Source organism: Cellulomonas fengjieae, from assembly GCF_018388465.1.
In the GTDB taxonomy this organism is placed as follows: domain Bacteria; phylum Actinomycetota; class Actinomycetes; order Actinomycetales; family Cellulomonadaceae; genus Cellulomonas; species Cellulomonas fengjieae.
This window is the reverse complement of the sequence record NZ_CP074404.1, coordinates 528,402-547,865: the sequence shown is the minus strand read 5'-3', so window position 1 is coordinate 547,865 and position 19,464 is coordinate 528,402. Positions and strand designations below refer to the sequence as shown.

The 19,464-nt window shown below is 73.6% G+C and carries 19 protein-coding genes and 1 riboswitch; of the genes, 6 read left to right on the top strand and 13 right to left on the bottom strand.

Translation table 11 applies throughout. The features are described from left to right. Window positions 1–50 precede the first annotated feature (50 nt). Together ddaH and rocD are read left to right on the top strand one after the other, a co-directional pair. On the top strand, window positions 51–896 hold the full coding sequence (ddaH, locus tag KG102_RS02565) for a dimethylargininase (protein ID WP_208290582.1): 846 nt from the start codon (window positions 51–53) through the stop codon (window positions 894–896). A 1-nt stretch (window position 897) separates the two neighbouring features. Continuing rightward, window positions 898–2,103, top strand: coding sequence for an ornithine--oxo-acid transaminase (gene rocD / locus KG102_RS02560; protein ID WP_208290583.1), 1,206 nt, complete (start codon window positions 898–900; stop codon window positions 2,101–2,103). A gap of 138 nt (window positions 2,104–2,241) precedes the next feature. Here rocD and KG102_RS02555 read toward each other — a convergent pair whose 3' ends face one another. Beyond that, window positions 2,242–3,480, bottom strand: a complete 1,239-nt coding sequence (locus KG102_RS02555) for a CAP domain-containing protein (RefSeq protein ID WP_208290584.1) — start codon at window positions 3,478–3,480, stop codon at window positions 2,242–2,244. Window positions 3,481–3,676: 196 nt separating this feature from the next. Here KG102_RS02555 and KG102_RS02550 point away from each other — a divergent pair, with 196 nt between their 5' ends. Beyond that, window positions 3,677–4,150, top strand: a complete 474-nt coding sequence (locus KG102_RS02550; protein WP_208210026.1) for an Lrp/AsnC family transcriptional regulator — start codon at window positions 3,677–3,679, stop codon at window positions 4,148–4,150. A gap of 32 nt (window positions 4,151–4,182) precedes the next feature. On the opposite strand, the gene KG102_RS02545 is transcribed toward KG102_RS02550, so the two are convergent. From KG102_RS02545 to KG102_RS02530, 4 genes are all read right to left on the bottom strand, one after another. Next, window positions 4,183–5,121: a universal stress protein gene (locus tag KG102_RS02545; RefSeq protein ID WP_208290585.1), complete on the bottom strand. Its 939-nt coding sequence runs from the start codon at window positions 5,119–5,121 to the stop codon at window positions 4,183–4,185. Between the two features lie 123 nt (window positions 5,122–5,244). Further along, a complete protein-coding gene (locus tag KG102_RS02540; protein ID WP_243885259.1) occupies window positions 5,245–5,706 on the bottom strand; it encodes an HNH endonuclease in 462 nt (153 codons plus the stop codon). Window positions 5,707–6,019: 313 nt separating this feature from the next. Continuing rightward, window positions 6,020–6,805 (bottom strand): C40 family peptidase, encoded by a 786-nt coding sequence (locus KG102_RS02535; RefSeq protein ID WP_249667440.1) that lies wholly within the window; start codon window positions 6,803–6,805, stop codon window positions 6,020–6,022. Between the two features lie 2 nt (window positions 6,806–6,807). Beyond that, window positions 6,808–6,966: riboswitch (cyclic di-AMP (ydaO/yuaA leader) on the bottom strand. 345 nt (window positions 6,967–7,311) lie between these two features. Continuing rightward, window positions 7,312–8,016, bottom strand: coding sequence for a metal-dependent transcriptional regulator (locus KG102_RS02530; protein WP_208210030.1), 705 nt, complete (start codon window positions 8,014–8,016; stop codon window positions 7,312–7,314). Window positions 8,017–8,159: 143 nt separating this feature from the next. On the opposite strand from KG102_RS02530, the gene serC reads away from it, so the two are divergent. Continuing rightward, on the top strand, window positions 8,160–9,293 hold the full coding sequence (gene serC, locus KG102_RS02525) for a phosphoserine transaminase (RefSeq protein ID WP_249667439.1): 1,134 nt from the start codon (window positions 8,160–8,162) through the stop codon (window positions 9,291–9,293). A 108-nt stretch (window positions 9,294–9,401) separates the two neighbouring features. On the opposite strand, the gene KG102_RS02520 is transcribed toward serC, so the two are convergent. The 4 genes from KG102_RS02520 to KG102_RS02505 form a co-directional block, all read right to left on the bottom strand. Then, complete coding sequence (locus KG102_RS02520) at window positions 9,402–10,148, bottom strand: peptidase (protein ID WP_208290586.1); 747 nt, start codon at window positions 10,146–10,148, stop codon at window positions 9,402–9,404. A 108-nt stretch (window positions 10,149–10,256) separates the two neighbouring features. After that, complete coding sequence (locus tag KG102_RS02515) at window positions 10,257–12,077, bottom strand: DUF4012 domain-containing protein (RefSeq protein WP_208290587.1); 1,821 nt, start codon at window positions 12,075–12,077, stop codon at window positions 10,257–10,259. A gap of 66 nt (window positions 12,078–12,143) precedes the next feature. Beyond that, window positions 12,144–13,475, bottom strand: a complete 1,332-nt coding sequence (locus KG102_RS02510; RefSeq protein ID WP_208290588.1) for an MFS transporter — start codon at window positions 13,473–13,475, stop codon at window positions 12,144–12,146. Then, window positions 13,472–13,900, bottom strand: a complete 429-nt coding sequence (locus KG102_RS02505) for a MarR family winged helix-turn-helix transcriptional regulator (protein WP_208210034.1) — start codon at window positions 13,898–13,900, stop codon at window positions 13,472–13,474. The genes KG102_RS02510 and KG102_RS02505 overlap by 4 nt, the downstream gene beginning before the upstream one ends. 62 nt (window positions 13,901–13,962) lie before the next feature. Here KG102_RS02505 and KG102_RS02500 point away from each other — a divergent pair, with 62 nt between their 5' ends. Next, window positions 13,963–14,421, top strand: a complete 459-nt coding sequence (locus KG102_RS02500) for a VanZ family protein (protein WP_208290589.1) — start codon at window positions 13,963–13,965, stop codon at window positions 14,419–14,421. Here KG102_RS02500 and KG102_RS02495 read toward each other — a convergent pair whose 3' ends face one another. Together KG102_RS02495 and KG102_RS02490 are read right to left on the bottom strand one after the other, a co-directional pair. Then, a complete protein-coding gene (locus KG102_RS02495) occupies window positions 14,422–14,577 on the bottom strand; it encodes a CAP domain-containing protein (protein ID WP_208290590.1) in 156 nt (51 codons plus the stop codon). A 1-nt stretch (window position 14,578) separates the two neighbouring features. Continuing rightward, the gene (locus KG102_RS02490; protein WP_208210037.1) at window positions 14,579–15,904 is read right to left on the bottom strand and encodes a UDP-glucose dehydrogenase family protein; all 1,326 of its coding nucleotides are present in this window, start codon (window positions 15,902–15,904) and stop codon (window positions 14,579–14,581) included. 508 nt (window positions 15,905–16,412) lie between these two features. Here KG102_RS02490 and KG102_RS02485 point away from each other — a divergent pair. Further along, on the top strand, window positions 16,413–17,039 hold the full coding sequence (locus KG102_RS02485; RefSeq protein ID WP_208210038.1) for an arsenate reductase/protein-tyrosine-phosphatase family protein: 627 nt from the start codon (window positions 16,413–16,415) through the stop codon (window positions 17,037–17,039). A gap of 64 nt (window positions 17,040–17,103) precedes the next feature. Here KG102_RS02485 and KG102_RS02480 read toward each other — a convergent pair whose 3' ends face one another. Next, window positions 17,104–18,603 carry an NCS2 family permease gene (locus KG102_RS02480; RefSeq protein ID WP_208210039.1) on the bottom strand — a complete coding sequence of 500 codons (1,500 nt, stop codon included), beginning with the start codon at window positions 18,601–18,603 and terminating at the stop codon, window positions 17,104–17,106. Window positions 18,604–18,646: 43 nt separating this feature from the next. Further along, on the bottom strand, window positions 18,647–19,438 hold the full coding sequence (locus tag KG102_RS02475) for a CAP domain-containing protein (RefSeq protein WP_208290591.1): 792 nt from the start codon (window positions 19,436–19,438) through the stop codon (window positions 18,647–18,649). Window positions 19,439–19,464: the final 26 nt, after the last annotated feature.

Genomic DNA, 19,464 nt, shown 5'->3' with positions numbered 1-19,464 from the left:
CCGGTACCGGCTCGTAGGCTCGGAGGAACGACACGCCACGAGGAGCCCTCATGCCCACGACCGCCCCCGGACGTACCGATCGCCGCTACCTGATGTGCGAGCCCGTGCACTACACGGTGTCCTACGAGATCAACCCGTGGATGGACAAGACGCGGCACACCGACGCGGACCTGGCCGTCCGCCAGTGGCGCACCCTGCGCGACGTGTACCTCGACCTGGGCCACACCGTCGAGACCATCGACCCGATCCCCGCCCTGCCGGACATGGTCTACGCCGCCAACGGCGCGACCGTCCTGGACGGCATCGTCTACTCCGCCCGGTTCCGCTACCCCGAGCGCGGCGCCGAGGGCCCCGCGTACCAGAAGTGGTTCGCCGACCGCGGCTACGTCACGCACACCGCCGCGCAGACCAACGAGGGCGAGGGCGACCTGCTGGCCGTCGGGAACCTGGTGCTGGCCGGCACCGGCTTCCGCACCGACCGCGCCGCGCACGCCGAGCTGCAGGAGCTGGTGGGCCGACCCGTGATCAGCCTCGAGCTGGTCGACCCGCACTACTACCACCTGGACACCGCGCTGGCCGTGCTGTCGAGCGAGCCCGCCGACCCGCAGATCGCGTACTACCCGCCGGCGTTCTCGGCCGGATCGCGTGCGGTGCTGCGCCAGCTCTTCCCCGATGCGATCGAGGCGACCGAGCGCGACGCCGCCGCGCTGGGACTGAACGCCGTCTCCGACGGGCTGAACGTCGTCGTCGCCCCCGGCGCGGTCGACCTCGCCGCGGCGATCGCCGAGCGCGGCTACAACCCCATCCCCGTGGACACCAGCGAGCTGCTCAAGGGCGGTGGCGGCGCCAAGTGCTGCACGCTCGAGATCCGGCCCGCCTCAGGCCCGAGCAGCTGACATGACCGCCGTGGACGCCGCGGGGTCGGTGCTGGCGCCGAACTACCACCCGCTGCCCGTCACGCTGGTCGACGGGCTCGGGTCGTGGGTGACCGACGACGAGGGTCGGCGCTACCTCGACCTGCTGTCGGGGTACTCGGCGCTGAACTTCGGGCACCGGCACCCGGCGCTCGTGGCGGCGGCGCACGCGCAGCTCGACCGGCTGACCCTCACGTCCCGCGCGTTCGACCACGAGCTGCTGGAACCGTTCGCCGCGCGGCTGGCCGCGCTGGTCGGGCCGCTGGTGGCGGGCCCGCCGATGGTGCTGCCGATGAACACCGGCGCGGAGGCGGTCGAGACGGCGATCAAGGCCGCCCGCAAGTGGGGGTACGACGTCAAGGGCGTGCCCGCCGACCGCGCGACGATCGTCGTGGCCGACGGCAACTTCCACGGCCGCACGACGACGATCGTGTCGTTCTCCACCGACCCCGACGCACGCGGCGGCTTCGGGCCGTACACCCCCGGGTTCCGGGTGGTGCCGTTCGGCTCGGTCGACGCCGTGCGCGACGCCATCGACGAGACCACCGTGGCCGTCCTGGTGGAGCCCATCCAGGGTGAACAGGGCGTCGTCGTCCCGCCGCACGACTACCTGCCCGGGCTGCGCGCCCTGTGCACGGACCAGGACGTGCTGCTGGTCGCCGACGAGATCCAGTCCGGGCTCGGCCGCACGGGCACCACGCTCGCGTCCGAGCTGTGGGGGGTCCGGCCCGACCTGGTGACCCTGGGCAAGGCACTGGGCGGCGGGATCATGCCGGTCTCGGCCGTCGTCGGACGCGCGGACGTGCTCGGCGTGCTGACCGCCGGCACGCACGGGTCGACGTTCGGCGGCAACCCGCTGGCGTGCGCGGTCGGCCTCGCGGTCGTCGCGCTGCTGGAGACCGGTGAGCTCCAGGCCCGTGCCACGACGCTCGGCCGGCACTGGGGCGAACGCCTGGACGCGCTCGTCGCCGAGGGGCTGCTCGCCTCGTCGCGACGCGTGGGTCTGTGGGCCGGGCTGGACGTGGCCGAGGGCCGCGGCACCGGCCGCCAGCTCTGCGAGCGCCTCCTGGCCCGCGGCGTGCTGGCGAAGGACACCCACGGCAGCACCATCCGCCTGGCTCCCCCGCTCACGATCACGCCGCAGGACCTGGACCTGGCGACCGACCGCCTCACCACCGCCCTCCGCTGACGCCAACGTCCGAGGAGATGGAGGCCAGAGGCCCCCTCCGCTCGGACGTCCGCGTCTGTGGCAGCGCAACGTCCGAGGAGATGGAGGCCAGAGGCCCCATCTGCTCGGACGTTGCGGTTGGTGCGGGGTGGTTGCGGGTCAGCTGAAGCGGACTGCGCCGAACAGCCAGCCGTTCAGGCCGGCGCCGCCGACGGACATGCTGGAGACGTCGGTGCGGCGCATCTGCGCGTCGTGGCCGGCCGACCTCGACCAGGCCGAGACCATCCCGGACGCCGAGCCGTTGCTGACGCAGGCCACGATGTTGTCTCCGCCGGAGTGCCAGATGCCGCCGGTGTTCGCCATGTTCACCGCGTGCGAGACCAGGCTGCCGCTGCGGGACACCGACAGCTCCGAGAGCCCGAGCGAGGCGCGGTAGGCGTTGATGGCGGAGCCGATCGCGGAGACGCTCGACTCACCGGCACCGGAGCCGCCCGACCCGTTGCAGACCTTGCCCCCCGCGGGCACCCCACCCGTCGGCGCGGGCGCCGCCTGCCCGGCGGAGGACTGCCCGCCGGACGACCTGGGGGCCGTCGAGCGCGTCGTCGCCCGGCCCGGGGCCTTGACGGTCGAGCGGGCGGAGCGAGCCGCGGCCGCCGCCTGCGCCGCTGCCGCAGCCGCTGCCTGCTCGGCGGCGATCCGGGCGTTCTCGGCGGCCTGCCAGGCGCCCTGCGCATCCACCGCCGCCTGCTCGGGCGCGGCGACTCCCGCGACGAGCGAGCGCAGGGACAGCAGGCTGACTCCGGGGGCGGTCAGCGCGGCACCGACCGAGCCGCTCGCCGTGGCGAGGGCGGTCCGGGGTCCGTCGCCCGCGTTGGGCACGGCGGCAAGGGTCGCGTTCGCGTGGTCGACGGTGGCCTGCGCCGCCGTGGCCGCCGCGGTACGGCTGCCCTGGTAGGTGGCGTGGGCGAGCACCGCGTCGGTGCCCCGCTGCACGGCGACGTCACGCGTCGCGGCGAGGACGGACCGGTCCACGCGCAGGCCGGCCTCGAGGGCCTCGGCCTGCGTGGCCAGGGCGCGCTTGTCGGCCGCGTACAGACCCCCACCGACCGCGACGGCCAGCGCGACCCCGGCGGCGATGCCGACCCAGACGGCCCGACGGACGGGCGTCGGGCGGAGCGTCGGGCGGGGCGTCGCGGGAGCGGGCTGCGTCTCGACGAGCGGGGAGGACGCGGGGCGCGGCGACGGGACGTCGCGGATCACCGGCGCCTCGGCCGGTGCGGCGGGACCGGTGAGCAGCGGTGCCGGCGTCGGCTCGGCGATGACCGGCGTCGGCGCGCTGATCACCGACGGCCGCTGGCTCGGCACTGCATCCAGACGCTTCTTGGTGTCCTTGACCATGTCGCCCCCCTCGCGGAAGCCCCCCGATGCACGTCATCGCGAGAACTTCTGTGTTCTCGGCACGTCGCGCGACCGCCTTGAGCGCAGATGCCGCATTTGGTGTTCACCCTTTCGGGGCAATGTGAGCCACAGTGGCACCCATCGCGCGGGCACACCAGCCGACCGCACCCGCGCGAGACTCGGCGATGATGGGGCCATGACCGACGCCTCGGGCCTCGACGCCCTCGACACCGCGATCCTGCGCGTGCTCGCTCTCGACGCCCGTGCCACGTTCGCGCAGGTGGGCGAGCAGGTGTCGCTGTCGGCGCCGGCGGTCAAGCGCCGGGTGGACCGGCTGCGCGAACGGGGGGTCATCCGTGGCTTCACGGTCCGGCTGGACCCCGCGGCGATGGGCTGGCAGACCGAGGCGTTCGTCGAGCTGTTCTGCAACGGGTCCACGAGCCCGGCGACGATGCGCGCGGCCGTGGAGCACTACCCGGAGGTCGTCGCCGCGAGCACGGTGACGGGCGACGTCGACCTGATGGTCCAGGTCCGCGCGCGGGACATGCGCCACCTGGAACGGGTGGTCGAGCGGCTGGCAGCGGAGCCGTTCGTGGCGCGCACACGCTCGACCGTCGTGCTCTCGGCCCTGGTCCGTCGGCCGGACCTGCCGCCGGCACCGGAACCCTGAGCGACGCGCCCCCGAGGTCCTCGGCGGCGGTCCTAGGCGGCGGGGTCCTCCGCGGTCGCGCAGCGGTTGGTGACGACCATGACGGGGCAGTCGGAGTGGTGCAGGACGGCCTGGCTGGTGGAGCCCAGCAGCAGCCCCGCGAACCCGCCACGACCGCGTGAGCCGACGACGATCAGGTCGGTGGCCGCCGAGAACTCCGTGAGCAGCTCCGCGCCGGTGCCGTCGAGCGCGATGCGCCGCACGGTCAGGTCGGGGTGCTCCACCAGGGCCCGGTCGACCACGACGTTCAGGCCCTCCTCGACGTCGCGCAGCACCTGCTCGTGGTCGACGGCCGCCGGCAGCCACGCCAGGACCCCGGACATCGAGCCCACCGGGACGCCGGCGACCGCCGTCAGCTCCGCGCCCCAGGCCTTCGCCTCCCCGATCGCGTACCGCAGGGCGCGCTCGGCCTGCGGGGAGCCGTCGACGCCGACCACGATCCGCTTGACCGGTCGCGGCGGCGGGATCGGCAGGTCGTCGGGCAGCGTCCTGCCCGCCTCGCGCAACGGGACGACCACGGTCGGGCAGTACGCGTGCGCCGGGAGGGCCGACGAGACCGTGCCCAGCAGCCGGTCGGCGAACCCGCCGCGACCCCGCGTGCCCACGACGGCGAGCCGCACGGAGTGCGACAGGTCCACCAGCACGCCCGCGGCGTCCCCGGTGATCACCTTGGCGGTGACGGGGACGCCCCTCGAGGACACCCGCTGCGTCGCCTCCGCCAGGACCGCCTTGGCGCCCTCCTGGATGGCCGTGTCGTCCAGCGCCGCGTACCCGCCGTCGAGGGACGCCGCCGTGAACGAGGGCAGCGAGTAGCTGCAGACGAGCCGGATCCCCCAGCCGTGGGCCCGGGCCTGCGCGGCCGACCAGTCCAGCGCGTGCAGGCTCGCCGCAGAGCCGTCCACTCCGACGAGGACCACATCGTCACGCGTCATCCGGAGCCTCCGTACGTCACCGAGCCCGCCGTGCGCTCGTTCCAGTGTGCCCCTCGGCGACGCTCTGCGACCCCGAGTTACCGGAATGTTGCCATATGTTGGCTCATCGTTGACGAACGGCCGTCACGACCGGACGTACTGCGACCAGAGCGGCTCCGCGCGGACCGAGGCGGTGCCGAACGCCACCGACCACCGGGGCGCGCGCGGGACGAACGGCAGCTCCCACCCGAGCTCGTGCAGCAGGCGGTCGGCCTTGCGGTGGTTGCACCGCACGCAGGCGGCGACGACGTTCGTCCACTCGTGCCGGCCGCCACGCGAGCGCGGGTGGACGTGGTCGACGGTGTCCGCTCCCCCGCCGCAGTAGGCGCAGCGGTGATCGTCCCGCTGCAGGACCGTCCGACGCGTCGGCGGCACGGGTCGCCGCACGGGGACGTGCACGTACCGGGTCAGGCACAGCACCACGGGCAGTGGCACCGCCACGTGCTCGGAGTGCAGCAGACGCCCGTCGGTCTCCACCACGGTCGCCTTGCCGGTCATCACGAGGGCCACGGCACGCCGCAGGCTGACGATGCACAGCGGTTCCATGCTGGCGTTGAGCAGCAGGGTGCGTGCTCCGGACGCGACCAGCCCGGGGGAGCCGATCTCGGACACCGTCCCACCGACGGCCTCGGTGGACAGCTTCGACGCATTCATGAGCACGGCGTTCTCCCGACCTCGGGGGTCGGACCGGCTGGCTGCCGGCCCGGCGAAGCGAAGCAACTCACGTGGTGCACGGCAAGAGTACGCGCCGCGTGCTCCGCGGCACCGTCCGGGACCAGGCCGAAGACACCGCAGACGCCGAAGGCCCCGACGACAAGGGGGGTTGTCGTCGGGGCCTTCGGCGTCTGGGGGGCTGGTGTCAGCCGATCCGGATGAACTGGGGAGAGCTCTGCCAGATGGCGCGGAACTGGATCGTCTTGCCCGGGCGGGGCGCGTCGATCTGCTCGTTGCCGCCGGCGTAGATCGAGATGTGGCCGGGGCTCCAGATGAGGTCGCCCGGCTGCGCTTCGGCCCGCGAGATGACGGTGCCCGCGGCCTTGATCGCAGACGACGTCCGCGGCAGCGAGATGCCGAGCTGCGCGTAGACGTAGGACACGAAGCCCGAGCAGTCCATGCCCGCGGGCGACGCGCCACCGGAGACGTACGGGACGCCCACGTAGCGGGCGGCGATCTCGAGGACCGCGTTGCCGGAGACCGACTGCGGCACTGCAGAGTTGGCCGCGGCCGGCGCTGCGGCCGTGGTGCTCGTGGTGGTCGCGGCACGGGCGGCGCTGCGCGAGGCAGCGACGGGCTTGACCTTGACCGGCGGCGGGGGCGGCGGCTTCTCGGCCGTGACGACCGGGACGTCGAACGTCCAGGCTGCCTCGACGGGGGCCGTGACGACCGGCGCGGTGTTGAGCACGGCTCGCGCGGAGGCGGTCAGTGCTGCCGTGTCGACGGCAGGCAGGGCGCCGACATCGCCGCTCGGGGCGGCGGAGGCAGTGGTGCCGAGCATCGAGACGAGGAGTCCCGACGAGGCGGCGACGACTGCCGTACGACGCCCAACGGTCCCCATCTGATCCGAGGCGGACGCAGCCAGCTCGGTCAAGGGTGTCGATGGACGGCGCGCCGCGCGGTGGCGGGCGCGAGTGGTGCTCACGGTCACGTGTTGCCTCTCCTGACGCCTACGAGGTCAGCTGTCGGGTTCGGGTGGGAGAACACCCGGCCGTGTTCCCGATCGAGATCAGGTCTCCGGCTTCACCCCAAGGACACCGAACTTCCGGTGCCCGCAATTGGGTCCCCCGCCCCTGCCGGCGGTTGGTACGGACCTCGCGGCGGCGGCAGGGTTAGGCGTTCCGCTCGAGGGCTTCCTGGGAGGAGGGTTCCTGGGAAGCAGGTCGAACGTACAGGACGGTTCCCGCGATTGTCACGTTCTGGTCACGACCAATTTCGGCCGACTTGGACAGCCGACCTGCAGCGAGGCACGGACCCCCGCTGTGACCTGCAAAGACGCCGATCAGGGGCGTGGGAGCGCGAGCATGGACCACTCGAACGAGTGCACGGTACCGACCACCTGGCGGTCCACAGGAGCCTCCCAGCGGGCGCGCAGCCCTCGCGCAGCCCTCGCGCAGCGGACTCGCGCAGAGCGCGGTCGGAGCGGCCGGGACGACGTCAGCTGATGCCGACGAAGATGTGCCGAGCGACCTCGACGGGCAGGTCCAGCAGGACGTCGGAACCGGGTGCGGAGACGGTGACCGTCCCGATGCTGCGCTCGATCACGATCTCGCGGTGCGGCAGCACCCCGGCCTCCGAGAGCCGGGTGAGCAGCTCGACGTCCACCTGCAGCGGCTCACCGATGCGTGCGACGACGGCACGCTCGGACCCGTCGGCGCTCTCGGGCCCGCGGTAGGCGATCAGCGACGCGACGCCGTCGAGGAACCGCTCGCCGGTGGTCTCCTCGCCGATCTCCCCCAGCCCGGGGATCGGGTTGCCGTACGGGTCGAAGTGCGGGTGGTCGAGCAGCGAGGCGAGGCGCTTCTCGACGCGCTCGCTCATGACGTGCTCCCAGCGGCAGGCCTCCTCGTGGACGTACGGCCACTCGAGGCCGATCACGTCGGTGAGGAGACGCTCGGCCAGCCGGTGCTTGCGCATGACGCGGACGGCCCTGCTCATCCCGAGCTCGGTCAGCTCGAGGTGGCGGTCACCGGACACCACCAGGAGGCCGTCGCGCTCCATCCGCGCCACGGTCTGCGACACCGTCGGGCCGGAGTGGCCGAGCCGCTCGGCGATCCGGGCGCGCAGGGGGTTGATGCCTTCCTCGGTGAGCTCGTAGACCGTCTTGAGGTACATCTCCGTCGTATCGATCAGGTCGCTCACTGCCCTGGCCTCCCGCGTCGCGTCATCGTTGCGTGCACGCCCCGTCCGGTGCTGGACCGTGGCGGGCCGTCGCGCTGTGGACAGATTAGTTGGTCGGGCCGACGACCGCGGGCACGGAGCCACCAGCGCCTATCCTCGGACGCGTGCCCGACGCCCACGAGATCACCATCCCCGCGCACCTGCTCCCCGTGGACGGGCGGTTCGGTTCCGGCCCCTCCAAGGTCCGGCCGCAGCAGCTGGACGCGCTCGCCGCCTCGGGCACCCGGCTCATGGGCACGTCGCACCGGCAGGCGCCGGTGCGGGCGCTCGTCGGGCGGGTGCGCGCCGGCCTGGCCACCCTCCTCGACCTGCCGGACGGCTACGAGATCGTGCTCGGCAACGGCGGGTCCACGCTCTTCTGGGACGTGGCCACCCTCTGCCTGGTCCGGGATCGCGGCGCCTTCGGCACGTTCGGCGAGTTCGGCGCCAAGTTCGCCGCCGCGGCGTCCCGTGCGCCCTTCCTCGGTGAGCCCCTCGTCACCGCCGCGCCCCCGGGTGAGGTCGCCGTCCCCACCCGGGTCGACGGCGTCGACGTCTACGCCTGGCCGCACAACGAGACTTCGACCGGCGTGGTCGCCCCCGTGCGCCGGGTGGCCGGCTCGCGAGAGCAGGACGCGCTGGTGCTGGTCGACGGCACCTCGGGCGCCGGCGGTCTGATGGTCGACGTCGCGCAGACGGACGTCTACTACTTCGCGCCCCAGAAGTCGTTCGCCTCGGACGGCGGTCTGTGGCTCGCCGCCGTCTCCCCCGGCGCGGTCGAGCGTGCGGCACGCATCGAGTCGAGCGGGCGCTGGGTCCCCGAGTCGCTGTCGCTCACCACGGCCGTGACCAGCTCGCGCCTCGACCAGACGCTGAACACGCCGGCCATCGCGACCCTCGTGCTGCTGGCCGAGCAGCTCGACTGGATCCTCGGCAACGGCGGCATGGCGTGGGCGGCGCAGCGCACCGCGACCTCGGCGGGCCACCTCTACGGCTGGGCGCTGGCGCGCGACTGGGCCACGCCGTTCGTCGCGGACCCGGGGCTGCGCTCGAACGTGGTGGGCACCATCGACCTCGCCGCCCACATCGAGGCGCCGACGGTCGCGCGCGTCCTGCGCGCGCACGGCGTGGTCGACGTCGAGCCCTACCGCAAGCTCGGCCGCAACCAGCTGCGGGTCGCGATGTACCCCGCCGTGGAGCCGGACGACGTGCTCGCGCTCACCGCGTGCATCGACCACGTGGTGGACCAGCTGCTCTGAGCCGGTCCGCCGGTGCGGACGGCGGCACCGCCCCGGTACGGCAGACGCCCGCCCCCCGCGGTCAGCGCGGGGGGCGGGCGTCGGTCGTCGTGCCGGTGCTCGGTACCGTCAGAGCGCCGCGCGGCGTCGACGGGCCACGGTCACCCCGGCGACGGCCAGGCCGCCGAGGACGACGAACGCCGTGCCGGCCACGAGCAGCGGGCCGGCCTCCGAGCCCGTGTCGGACAGGACCTCGGAGATCACGCCACCGCCGCCGCGCCCGGCCGGGCTGTCGGACAGCACGTCGGCGGAGAGCACCTCGTCGTCGGAGAGCACCTCGTCGTCGGGCGGGCCGGCGACGCACGCCGCACTCGCGGTCGGGTACGACGCCGACACGACCGCGTCGGAGTCGACGTGGAACACCACGTCCACGGCCGGGCGGGCCCAGTCGAACGCGTCGCCCTCGACCCAGTCACCGGAGGCCAGCTCGGTCCAGCCCGGCCAGTCGGAGCCCAGCCCGTCGCCGCCCACCGCGGCGCCCGGCCAGGTGAGCGTGCCCTCGAGGGGCAGGTCGGCCTGGACCACGTCCGCGCCCGTGGGGTTGACCCAGGTGACGGTCACGGTCGGGCTCGTCGAACCGGTGGCGGCCACGCGGTAGTGCAGCTTGGGGATGCCGCTCTCGCACACCGGCTGCAGGACCTGCACGTCGACCTCGCACCGGGCGGGGACGGCGTACCCGGCGGGCGGGTTGTCGCAGTCGACGGCTGTGGCCTGGTCCGGCGGCGGGCTGACGGCAGCGGTCGACGGCAGCGCACCGCCGAGGCCCACGAGTGCCGCGATGAGCGCGACGAGCGCGCCGCGGAGAAGTCTGGCCATGAGGGGGATCGCCCTTGTCTGAGAATCGGACATTTCGGGCTCAGTGTCCCCCGGCGCCGCGGGCGCCGCGCACCGCTCATCGGGTGATTTGGACCGATCCGGTCCGATTCACCCGTTCGGGCAGGAGGCGGTGACGAACCCCGGGCTGGTCAGCGTGGGGGTCGTCCAGACGGAGACGGCGCCGTCGCGCACGGGGACCGTGACGCGGTAGGTCTCCGTGGCACCGGGCGCCAGCCTCGACGTGACCACCTGGACCCTGCGGCCGGCCGCAGTGGCCGTCGTCCCGGAGACGAAGCCCTCGCCGCGGCCCAGGGACTGCAGCGGCGCGCCCACCGGCGCGTAGACGGTGACGTTGGTGGACAGCGTGCCGACGGGCACCCCGGCGCGCGCCGGCCCGGTCACGTAGGCCGGCAGCGACGCGACGTCCGCGGGCGGGCGGTAGTCCAGGTCCAGGCGGACGGTCGCGGACGGGTCCTCGCCGGTGCACCGCAGGTCCTCGACGGTCACGGTCGTCGTCAGGTAGTAGTCGAGCTTGCCCGCGGTGCCGTCGTTGAGGAACACGCCCGTCGCGTCGGGGAAGTCCCCGGTGAGGAAGGCGGCGCCGAGGGTGGTCGAGACCAGCGTGTCCTGCTCCTGCGGATGCGCCGACCAGAGCCGGAGGCGGCCCTCGGAGCCGGCGCGGGCGAGCGCGGTGACCAGCGCGTGCGGGTCCCCCTGACCCGAGCCGACGGCCCGGAAGATCGTCGCGGCCACGCCCGCGTAGAAGGCGTCCACGGCCGCGGGGTCGGGGATCTGCAGGTAGGAGTCGCTCAGCAGGACCCGCAGCACGTCCTCGGAGCCGATGGTGGAGCCACCCGGCTCGGTGACCGGACCCGTCGCCTCGAGCAGGTACCGGACGGCGACGGGGTCGGCCGCGATGACGCCGTCGACGTGCTGCCCCATGTCCCGCTCCCACCGGGCCGCGAGCAGCTCGGCGCTGCGCGGGAAGTCCGGGGTGATCACGGCGTCCTGCACCCACCGGCCGATCCGGTCGGTGTCGACCACCAGCTCCTCGTCCGTGAGGGGCAGGATCGACGCGTCGATGCCGCCCAGGTCCATGGTCGAGCGCTGGTCGGTCAGCGTCACGGCGCCGTCCTCGGCACGCAGGACCGCGAACGCGCCGACGATCCCGCCCGCGCTGCGCAGCTCGGCGGAGTTGAGCGAGACCAGCAGGTACGTGCGGGGACCGTCGGCGCCGAGCATCGGCGGCAGCAGCGTGGCCACCTGCGCACCGGCGTCGAGCGCGCCGCTCACCCGGTCGAGGCCGTCCGTGAGCTGGCCGACCGGTCCCGCGACGGCTCCGACGAGCCGGTCGGTCTCGATCCGGGCCACGGCGGCCTGGGCGGTGCGGGCGGTGTCCGCCGCGACGACGATCCGGGGTCCGGCCGCCACGAACGGGGCCAGGTCGAGCCGGCCGTCGGCCGACCGGGCCTCGGGCGCGGCGAGCGCGTCGTTGAGCATCACGACGGCGGGCAGCGCGTCGCGGGTCACGTCGTCGAGGGAGGCCGAGACCACCCGGACGGCCGTGAGGTTGGGCCCGAGCAGGGGCAGCACCTCGGCGGCCCGCCAGACGGGGTCGCTGCTGGCCCGACGCGCGGTGGCCAGGTCCTCCTGCACCTGCGGCAGGCGGCTCTCGAGCTGATCGGTCCTGCCCTGCTCCAGCTCGGTCTGCAGGTCGGACAGGACGGTCCGCGCGGACAGCAGCGCCTCCGACGCCTGCAGACCGCGGTAGACCAGCCAGCCGGCGGCGACCACGAGCACGGCGAGCACGACCAGGACGCCGCCGACGACCCGCCGCGCGACCCGGCGGTGGCCGCGGGGCGTGGGCGCGTCGAGCGCCTCGTCGGGACGCGCGTGCGGGGTCACGGGTCCGTCGACGGCTGTGCTCACCGGGCGATCGTGACATGTCGGACATCGCACCCGACACGCCTGGGGCCGGTCTTCACCCGCGCGCCGTCACGCCGCGCTCTGCCGGTCCGCGGCCTCCTGGGCAGCGAGCCGGGCGGCGGTCTCCGCACGACGGTCGGGCAGCGTCGGGTGGAGCACCTCCAGGTGGGGGCGGCTGCGCACGTGGTAGCGGACCGTGACGTCCCACTTCTTCCACGCCCACAGCGCGGCGCCGGTGGCGACGAGCAGGGCGGTGATCGACCCGATGCCGACGGCCCAGCGGGCGCCGAACGTCTCCCCGATCCAGCCGACCACGGGCGAACCGACGGGCGTCGCGCCCAGGAACACCATCATGTAGAGCGCCATGACCCGGCCGCGCACGGCGGGGTCGGTGCTCATCTGGATCGTGGCGTTGGCCGCCGTCATCATCGTCAGGGACGCCAGGCCGACCGGGATGCAGGCGATCGCGTAGGTGAGGAACGTGGGCATCAGGGCCATGACACCCGTCGTGATGCCGAACGCGAAGGCCGACCCGATGACCAGCCGGACGCGAGGCCGCTCCCGCCGGGCCGCCAGCAGCGCCCCGGTCAGCGAGCCGATGGCCAGCACCGACCCGAGGATGCCGTAGTCCGCCGCGCCACGGCCGAACTCGCTGCGCGCCATCATGGCGCTGGTCAGCTGGAAGTTGAGGCCGAACGTGGAGACCACGCCGACGACCACCATGATCACGAGGATGTCGCTGCGCCCCCGCACGTAGGCGATCCCCTCGCGCAGCTGGCCCTTGGCGCGCGACGCCGTGGGCATCGGGCTCAGCTCGGCCTTGTTCATGCGGGTCAGCGACAGGATCGTCGCGGCGAAGGTGACGGCGTTGATGAGGAACACCCAGCCGGTGCCGACCGCCGCGATGAGCAGGCCGGCCACGCCGGGGCCGATCAGCCGGGCCGCGTTGAAGCTCGCGCTGTTCAGGCCGACCGCGTTGGCCAGCTTCGTGGCCGGCACGAGCTCGGCGACGAACGTCTGGCGCACCGGCCCGTCGATCGCGGTGACGCACCCGAGCGCCAGGGCGAACAGGTACACGTGCCACAGCTCGGCGCGCCCGCTCATCACGAGGGCACCGAGCCCCGCGGCGAGCACCCCCTGCCCGACCTGCGTCGCGATCAGCAGCTTGCGCCGGTCCACGCGGTCGGCCAGCAGCCCCGCGTACGGCGAGAGCAGCAGGACGGGGGCGAACTGCAGGGCGGTGGTGATGCCGACGGCGACGCCCGACTCGTTCGTGAGCTCGGTGAGCACCAGCCAGTCCTGGGCCACCCGCTGCATCCAGGTGCCGACGTTCGCCACGAGCGCGCCGGCGAACCAGAGCCGGTAGTTGCGGAACTTCAGCGAGGAGAACGTGGGACTCATGAAGCGGCGATCCTCCGCAGCAGCTCGGCGGCGTCGACGAGCAGCGCACGCTCGTCCGGGGTGAGGGTGGCCAGGCGCCCGGCCAGCCAGGCGTCGCGGCGTCGACGGGTCTCGCGGACCTCCGCGACACCGGCGTCCGTGAGGCTCACCACGACCTGCCGGCCGTCCGACGGGTGCTCCGTCTTGGCGACGAGGCCGAGCTCGACCAGGCCGTTGACGGTGCGGGTCATCGACGGCGGCTGGATGCGCTCGCGCTCGGCCAGCTGGCCGGGGGTCAGCGGCCCCTCCTTGGTCAGCCAGGCCAGGACCGTGAACTGCGGGTCGGTGAGCCCCGCGGCGCCACGCTCCGCCCGGATCCGCCTGGAGGCGCGACCGACCGCGATGCGCAGGTCGCCGGCGAGGGCGGAGATGGAGGCGGAGGGCATGATCCTTAGCGTAACTCATTACCCTGCGTAACGAAAGACCCGAAGCCCGTACGCTGGCTCACATGGACGGGGACAGGACGCCGAGCGCGCGGGCGCGAACCGTCACCCTCGCGCTCCTGGTCGCCTACCTCGTCGGCCTCACCCGCGTGACCCTCTGGCCCCGGCTCGGCACCGAGGACCCCTTCGGCGTGGTCCGCACCACTCTCGCCTGGCTCAACGCGCACTCGGTCCCGCTCACGTACGAGGTCACCGAGCTCGTCGCGAACATCGTGCTGTTCGTGCCGTTCGGCATCCTGGTCGCCCTGCTGCTCCCCCGGCGACCGGCCTGGACGGTGATCGGCCTGGGCCTGGCGACGTCGACCGTCATCGAGCTCACGCAGCTGGTGTTCCTGCCCGACCGGGTGGCCGACGTGCGCGACCTGGTCGCCAACACGCTGGGCGCGGCGGTCGGGGTCGCGCTGCGGCACGTGGCGGGTCGCCGGTCGGGCGCCCGCCGGCCCGCCCCGGCCGCGACCGGCTGACTACGACCCGAGGAAGACCTGCGCGCAGAGCATCTGGTCGCCGTCCAGCAGGCAGCCGACGCCGACCTCGCGCAGCGCGGGGTCGAGCAGGTTCGCCCGGCGGCCCGGCGAGTCGAGCCAGGCCGCCACGACGTCGTGCGGGGTCGCGCGGTACACGTCAGGGACGGCCCAGCGCGCGATAGGTCCACCCCGCCGCACGCCACGTCGCCGGCTCGAGGACGTTGCGGCCGTCCAGGATCCGCTTGTGCGCGACCACCGCGCCGAGCGCGTCCGGGTCGATCTCGCGGTACTCCCTCCACTCGGTGGCCAGCAGCACCACGTCCGCGTCCTGCGCGGCCTCCAGCGCCGTGGCGGCGAAGCTCAGGTCGGGCCACTTCGCGCGCGCGTTCTCCACCGCCTGCGGGTCGGTGACCGTGACGTGGGCACCCTGCAGCTGCATCTGCGCGGCGACGGACAGCGCCGGCGAGTCGCGCACGTCGTCGGAGTCGGGCTTGAACGCCGCGCCCAGCACCGCCACGCGCTTGCCGACGATCGACCCGTGCGAGACCTCCCGGGCCAGGTCGACCATCCGCACCCGGCGGCGCATGTTGATGGAGTCCACCTCACGCAGGAACGACAGCGCGTCGCTCACGCCGAGCTCGCCGGCCCGGGCCATGAACGCGCGGATGTCCTTGGGCAGGCACCCGCCGCCGAAGCCGAGCCCGGCGTTCAGGAAGCGTCGCCCGATGCGGGCGTCGTAGCCGATGGCGTCCGCCAGGCTCGTGACGTCGGCCCCGGTGGCCTCGCACAGCTCCGCCATGGCGTTGATGAAGGAGATCTTCGTGGCCAGGAACGAGTTGGCCGCGACCTTCACCAGCTGGGACGTCGCGTAGTCGGTGGCGACCAGCGGAGTGCCGTCCGTCAGGGTGCGGGCGTAGACCTCGTCGAGCACGCCGCGCGCCTTGATCCCGGCGTCCGTGGGCTCGCCGTCCTCGTCCGTCGGCAGGCCGTAGACCAGCCGGTCGGGGTGCAGCGTGTCCTGCACGGCGAACCCCTCGCGCAGGAACTCGGGGTTCCACACCAACGTCGTCCCGGTGCCCTCGAGCTGGGCCGCGAGGCTCTCCGCCGTGCCGACGGGCACGGTCGACTTGCCCGCGACCACGTCGCCCGGCCGCAGGTGCGGTCGCAGCTGGGCGAACGCCGTCTCCACGTACGTCAGGTCGGCGCGGAACTCGCCGTGCTTCTGCGGCGTCCCGACGCACAGGAAGTGCACGGCCGAGCCGGCCGCGTCGGCGAGGTCGGTGCTGAACCGCAGGCGGCCCGTCGCGCGGACCTCCGCGAGCAGCTCGGGGAGCCCCGGCTCGTAGAACGGGGCCTCGCCGGCGTCGAGCTGGGCCACCTTGCGCGAGTCGACGTCGATCCCGACGACGTCGTGACCGAGCTTGGCCATGCACGCCGCGTGGACCGCGCCGAGATACCCGCAGCCGATGACCGAGATCTGCACGTCGTGCCTCCTTTTTGGACCGATTTCTCCGAATCTACCGGGCGGCGGGGCGCTGCCCGCGGGTGATCCTGCTGATGGCAGGGCCGATCGGGTGACGGTGCCCCCCGAATCACCGCACGCCGTCCCTCGTAGATCGGGCGCGCGGGTGACGGCTCATCCCGGCCGGGGGCCAGGGTCTCCACCTCGTCGGGCAGCCGGTCCACCTGCTGCGCCGCCGCGGCCACAGCGCGGCGCCGGACGGCCCGCCGGTGCCTGCGGTGCAGATCCTCGTCGGGGCCGGTGCGCCTCGTGTCACGTTGGCCCCGCCGTCGCCCCTCCTGGCGATGCAACCCAGACGCACCGCCCACACCACCGCGGCCCGCCCGAACCGGGCGCGGGCCCGATCCGGACGACGCCGACCGGGGACGACGACATGTGAGACGAACCGCCTGGGGCGGGTGAGAGACGGGGTGAGAAGGTGTGCCGATCGGGTCATCCAGGGCGCGCACCTCCCGCACTGGGCCCCAAGATGGTGCCCGTGCGCCCTCTTCCCCCCGACGAGCCCTTCCGTGTCCTCGTCGTGTGCACCGGGAACATCTGCCGGTCGCCGGCGGTGGAGCGGTTGCTTGCCGCAGGCCTGGGCGCGGCCTACCGCGGACGCGACACCGCGGGTGGCCTCGCCCCCGCGATCGAGGTCGGCTCGGCCGGGACCGGGGCCATGGTCGGTCAGCCGATGACGGACCAGATGGCCGCGCTGGTGACCGCGCAGGGCGCCAGCGCGGACGGCTTCCAGGCGCGGCAGCTGGCCCCGGGGCAGATCAGGCAGGCCGGTCTGGTCCTGGCGATGACCCGGCAGCACCGGTCGAGGATCGTCGAGCTGCTCCCTGCCGCGGTGCGCCGCACCTTCACGCTGCGTGAGCTGGCCCGGCTCGTCGACGACATCGACCCGGCCACGCTGCCGGGCGCGAACGCGACCACGGCCGACCGGCTGCGGGCCCTGGTGCCGCTGGCCGCCGCGGCGCGCGGGCTCACGGCGCACCGACCGGCCGACGACGACGTCGTCGACCCGTACCACGGCGACGCCGCCCTGTACCGGAAGTCGTTCGGGCAGCTGCTCCCCGCGGTCGAGACGATCGTGACGGTTGCCCGCCGCTGAGGGGCCGCGCAAACGGCGGAGGCCGGGTCCCCGACGACGGGACCCGGCCTCTGCTGCGTGCGGTCTACAGACCGAGCAGGCCCTTGATCGGCCCGATCAGGAAGTACACGAGGAACATCACCGAGGCCACCCACATGAACGCGTGGATCTCCCGGATCTTGCCGACGGCCAGCTTGATGACGACGAACGCGATGATGCCCGCGCCGATGCCCGCCGTGATCGAGTACGTGAACGGCATCAGGATGATCGTCAGGAACGCCGGGACGGCGAGCTCGAGGTTCTTCCAGTCGATCCCGGAGATCTGCGCGACCATCAGGAAGCCCACGACCACCAGCGCCGGCGTGGCCGCCTCGAACGGGACCATCGCGACCAGCGGGGACAGGAACGTCGCCAGCAGGAACGCGATGCCCGTGACGACGGACGCCAGACCGGTCCGGGCGCCGTCGCCGACGCCCGCCGTGGACTCGACGTAGCTCGTGTTGGACGAGACGCTGCCCGCACCACCGGCGGCCGCCGCGATCGAGTCGACGACGAGGATCCGCTGCGTGCCGACCGGGGTGCCCTCCTTGTCCAGCAGCTTCGCCTCGCTCCCGACGGCGACCATCGTGCCCATCGTGTCGAAGAAGTCGGCGAGCAGGAGGGAGAACACCAGCAGGAGGACCGCGACGATGCCGATGGACTCGATCGAGCCGAACAGCGAGAACTGGCCGACGAGCGAGAAGTCCGGCGTCGCGATGATGCCGCCCTCGGGCCAGCGGGGCACGTCCAGCGCCCAGCCGGCCGGGTTCACCACGGCACCGGTCTCGTCGGTCTTGCTGCCGATGTTGCCGACGAGCTCGACGATGAACGCGAGGACCGTGGCGGAGACGATCGCGATGAGGATCGCGCCGTGGACCTTGCGGACCATGAGAATGATCGCGAGCAGCAGGCCGAACACGAAGACGAGCAGGGGCCAGCTGCCCAGCGACCCGCTGATGCCGAGCTCCACGGGCGTGGCCATGCTGGCGGGGATGCGCACGAAGCCGGCGTCCACCAGGCCGATGAACGCGATGAACAGGCCGATGCCGACGCTGATCGCCGTCTTGAGCTCCACGGGGACCGCGCGGAAGACCGCCGCGCGGAAGCCGGTGAGCACCAGGACCAGGATGATCAGGCCCTCGAGCACGACGATGCCCATGGCGTCCTGCCAGGACATGTTCGGCAGCGACGCGATCGAGTACGCCACGACGGCGTTGAGGCCGAGCCCCGCGGCGAGCGCCAGCGGGAAGTTGGCCACGACGCCCATGAGGATCGTCAGGACCCCCGCGACGAGCGCGGTGGTCGCTGCGACGGCGGCGAGGTTCGGGGCGTCGCCGCCACCCAGGAACTGCCCGTCCCCGGAGCGGACCGTGCCGATGATGAGCGGGTTGAGCACGATGATGTAGCTCATCGTGAAGAAGGTGACGAGACCACCACGGATCTCGGTACCGATGGTCGAGCCGCGTTCGGTGATCTTGAAGTAGCGGTCGACGGCGTTCGTCGGGGGCGCGGGACGCTCCGTCTGTGCGGGGGAGGTCGTGGACATGCGCGCAGTGTGGCAGAACTGTGTATCGAGCAGGTTGCGCGGTTCAGCCCATGAATACCTGCGCGCACAGCTGCCCTCGGGGCCCCGCCGTGCAGCCCACGCCGATCTGCGTGTACCTGCTGTTCAGGATGTTGGCGCGGTGTCCCTCGGAGCCCATCCACCCGGCCACCACGGCGGGCGCCGTCGGGTAGCCGAGCGCGAGGTTCTCCCCCACCGCACGTGCACCGCACGCCGCGAGGATGGGCTCCAGCGGGTCGTGCTCGAACCTGTTCTCGGCCACCAGCAGCGCCGTCCGCGCCACCGCCTGCTCCGTCGCGCACGGCGACACGGTCAGCGCGGCCAGGCCGGCGGCGGCGCGCTCGGCGTTGGTACGGGTGACGATCTGGTCCGTCAGCGAGGGCGGCAGGGCGGCGGGCTGGGGGGCTGACGGGACCGGAGCCGCCGGGACCGGCACCGCCGGCGCTGGGCCGGGCTGGTCCGAGGTCGGGGCGGGCTCGGTCGGGCCGGTGTCCGTGGGCGCCGTGTCCGTGGGGGCGGTCTCCGTGGGGGCGGTCTGAGTGGGCGCGCCCTGCGTGGGCGCGGTGCCGGTGGGCTCCCGCTGGCCCGACCGGCCGGCCGGGTCGTCGCGCTGGGGGGACCGCTCGGCGACGGTGTCCCCGGACGGCGTCACCGCGGGCCCGGTGGGGGCGAGGGCGACCGGTGCACCCACGAGCACGAGCGTGCACACCGCCGACAGCACGGCGGTCCGGACCCAGCGCATCCGACCGGCCCCCCGACCGGTCCGCACGTCGCGGCGGCGGACCGGGCTGCGTGGGACGGGCGTGAACGGGTGCACCCCCGGGACGCTAGCGCCTCAGGCAC

Coding starts and splice junctions, on each gene's coding strand:
- KG102_RS02540 (WP_243885259.1), bottom strand. CDS start 5,706: ATGGAACCGCTGTGCATCGTCAGCCTGCGGCGTGCCGTGGCCCTCGTG.
- KG102_RS02485 (WP_208210038.1), top strand. CDS start 16,413: ATGGTGCCCGTGCGCCCTCTTCCCCCCGACGAGCCCTTCCGTGTCCTC.
- KG102_RS02520 (WP_208290586.1), bottom strand. CDS start 10,148: ATGGCCAGACTTCTCCGCGGCGCGCTCGTCGCGCTCATCGCGGCACTC.
- rocD (WP_208290583.1), top strand. CDS start 898: ATGACCGCCGTGGACGCCGCGGGGTCGGTGCTGGCGCCGAACTACCAC.
- KG102_RS02480 (WP_208210039.1), bottom strand. CDS start 18,603: ATGTCCACGACCTCCCCCGCACAGACGGAGCGTCCCGCGCCCCCGACG.
- KG102_RS02500 (WP_208290589.1), top strand. CDS start 13,963: ATGGACGGGGACAGGACGCCGAGCGCGCGGGCGCGAACCGTCACCCTC.
- ddaH (WP_208290582.1), top strand. CDS start 51: ATGCCCACGACCGCCCCCGGACGTACCGATCGCCGCTACCTGATGTGC.
- KG102_RS02545 (WP_208290585.1), bottom strand. CDS start 5,121: ATGACGCGTGACGATGTGGTCCTCGTCGGAGTGGACGGCTCTGCGGCG.
- KG102_RS02510 (WP_208290588.1), bottom strand. CDS start 13,475: ATGAGTCCCACGTTCTCCTCGCTGAAGTTCCGCAACTACCGGCTCTGG.
- KG102_RS02505 (WP_208210034.1), bottom strand. CDS start 13,900: ATGCCCTCCGCCTCCATCTCCGCCCTCGCCGGCGACCTGCGCATCGCG.
- KG102_RS02550 (WP_208210026.1), top strand. CDS start 3,677: ATGACCGACGCCTCGGGCCTCGACGCCCTCGACACCGCGATCCTGCGC.
- KG102_RS02555 (WP_208290584.1), bottom strand. CDS start 3,480: ATGGTCAAGGACACCAAGAAGCGTCTGGATGCAGTGCCGAGCCAGCGG.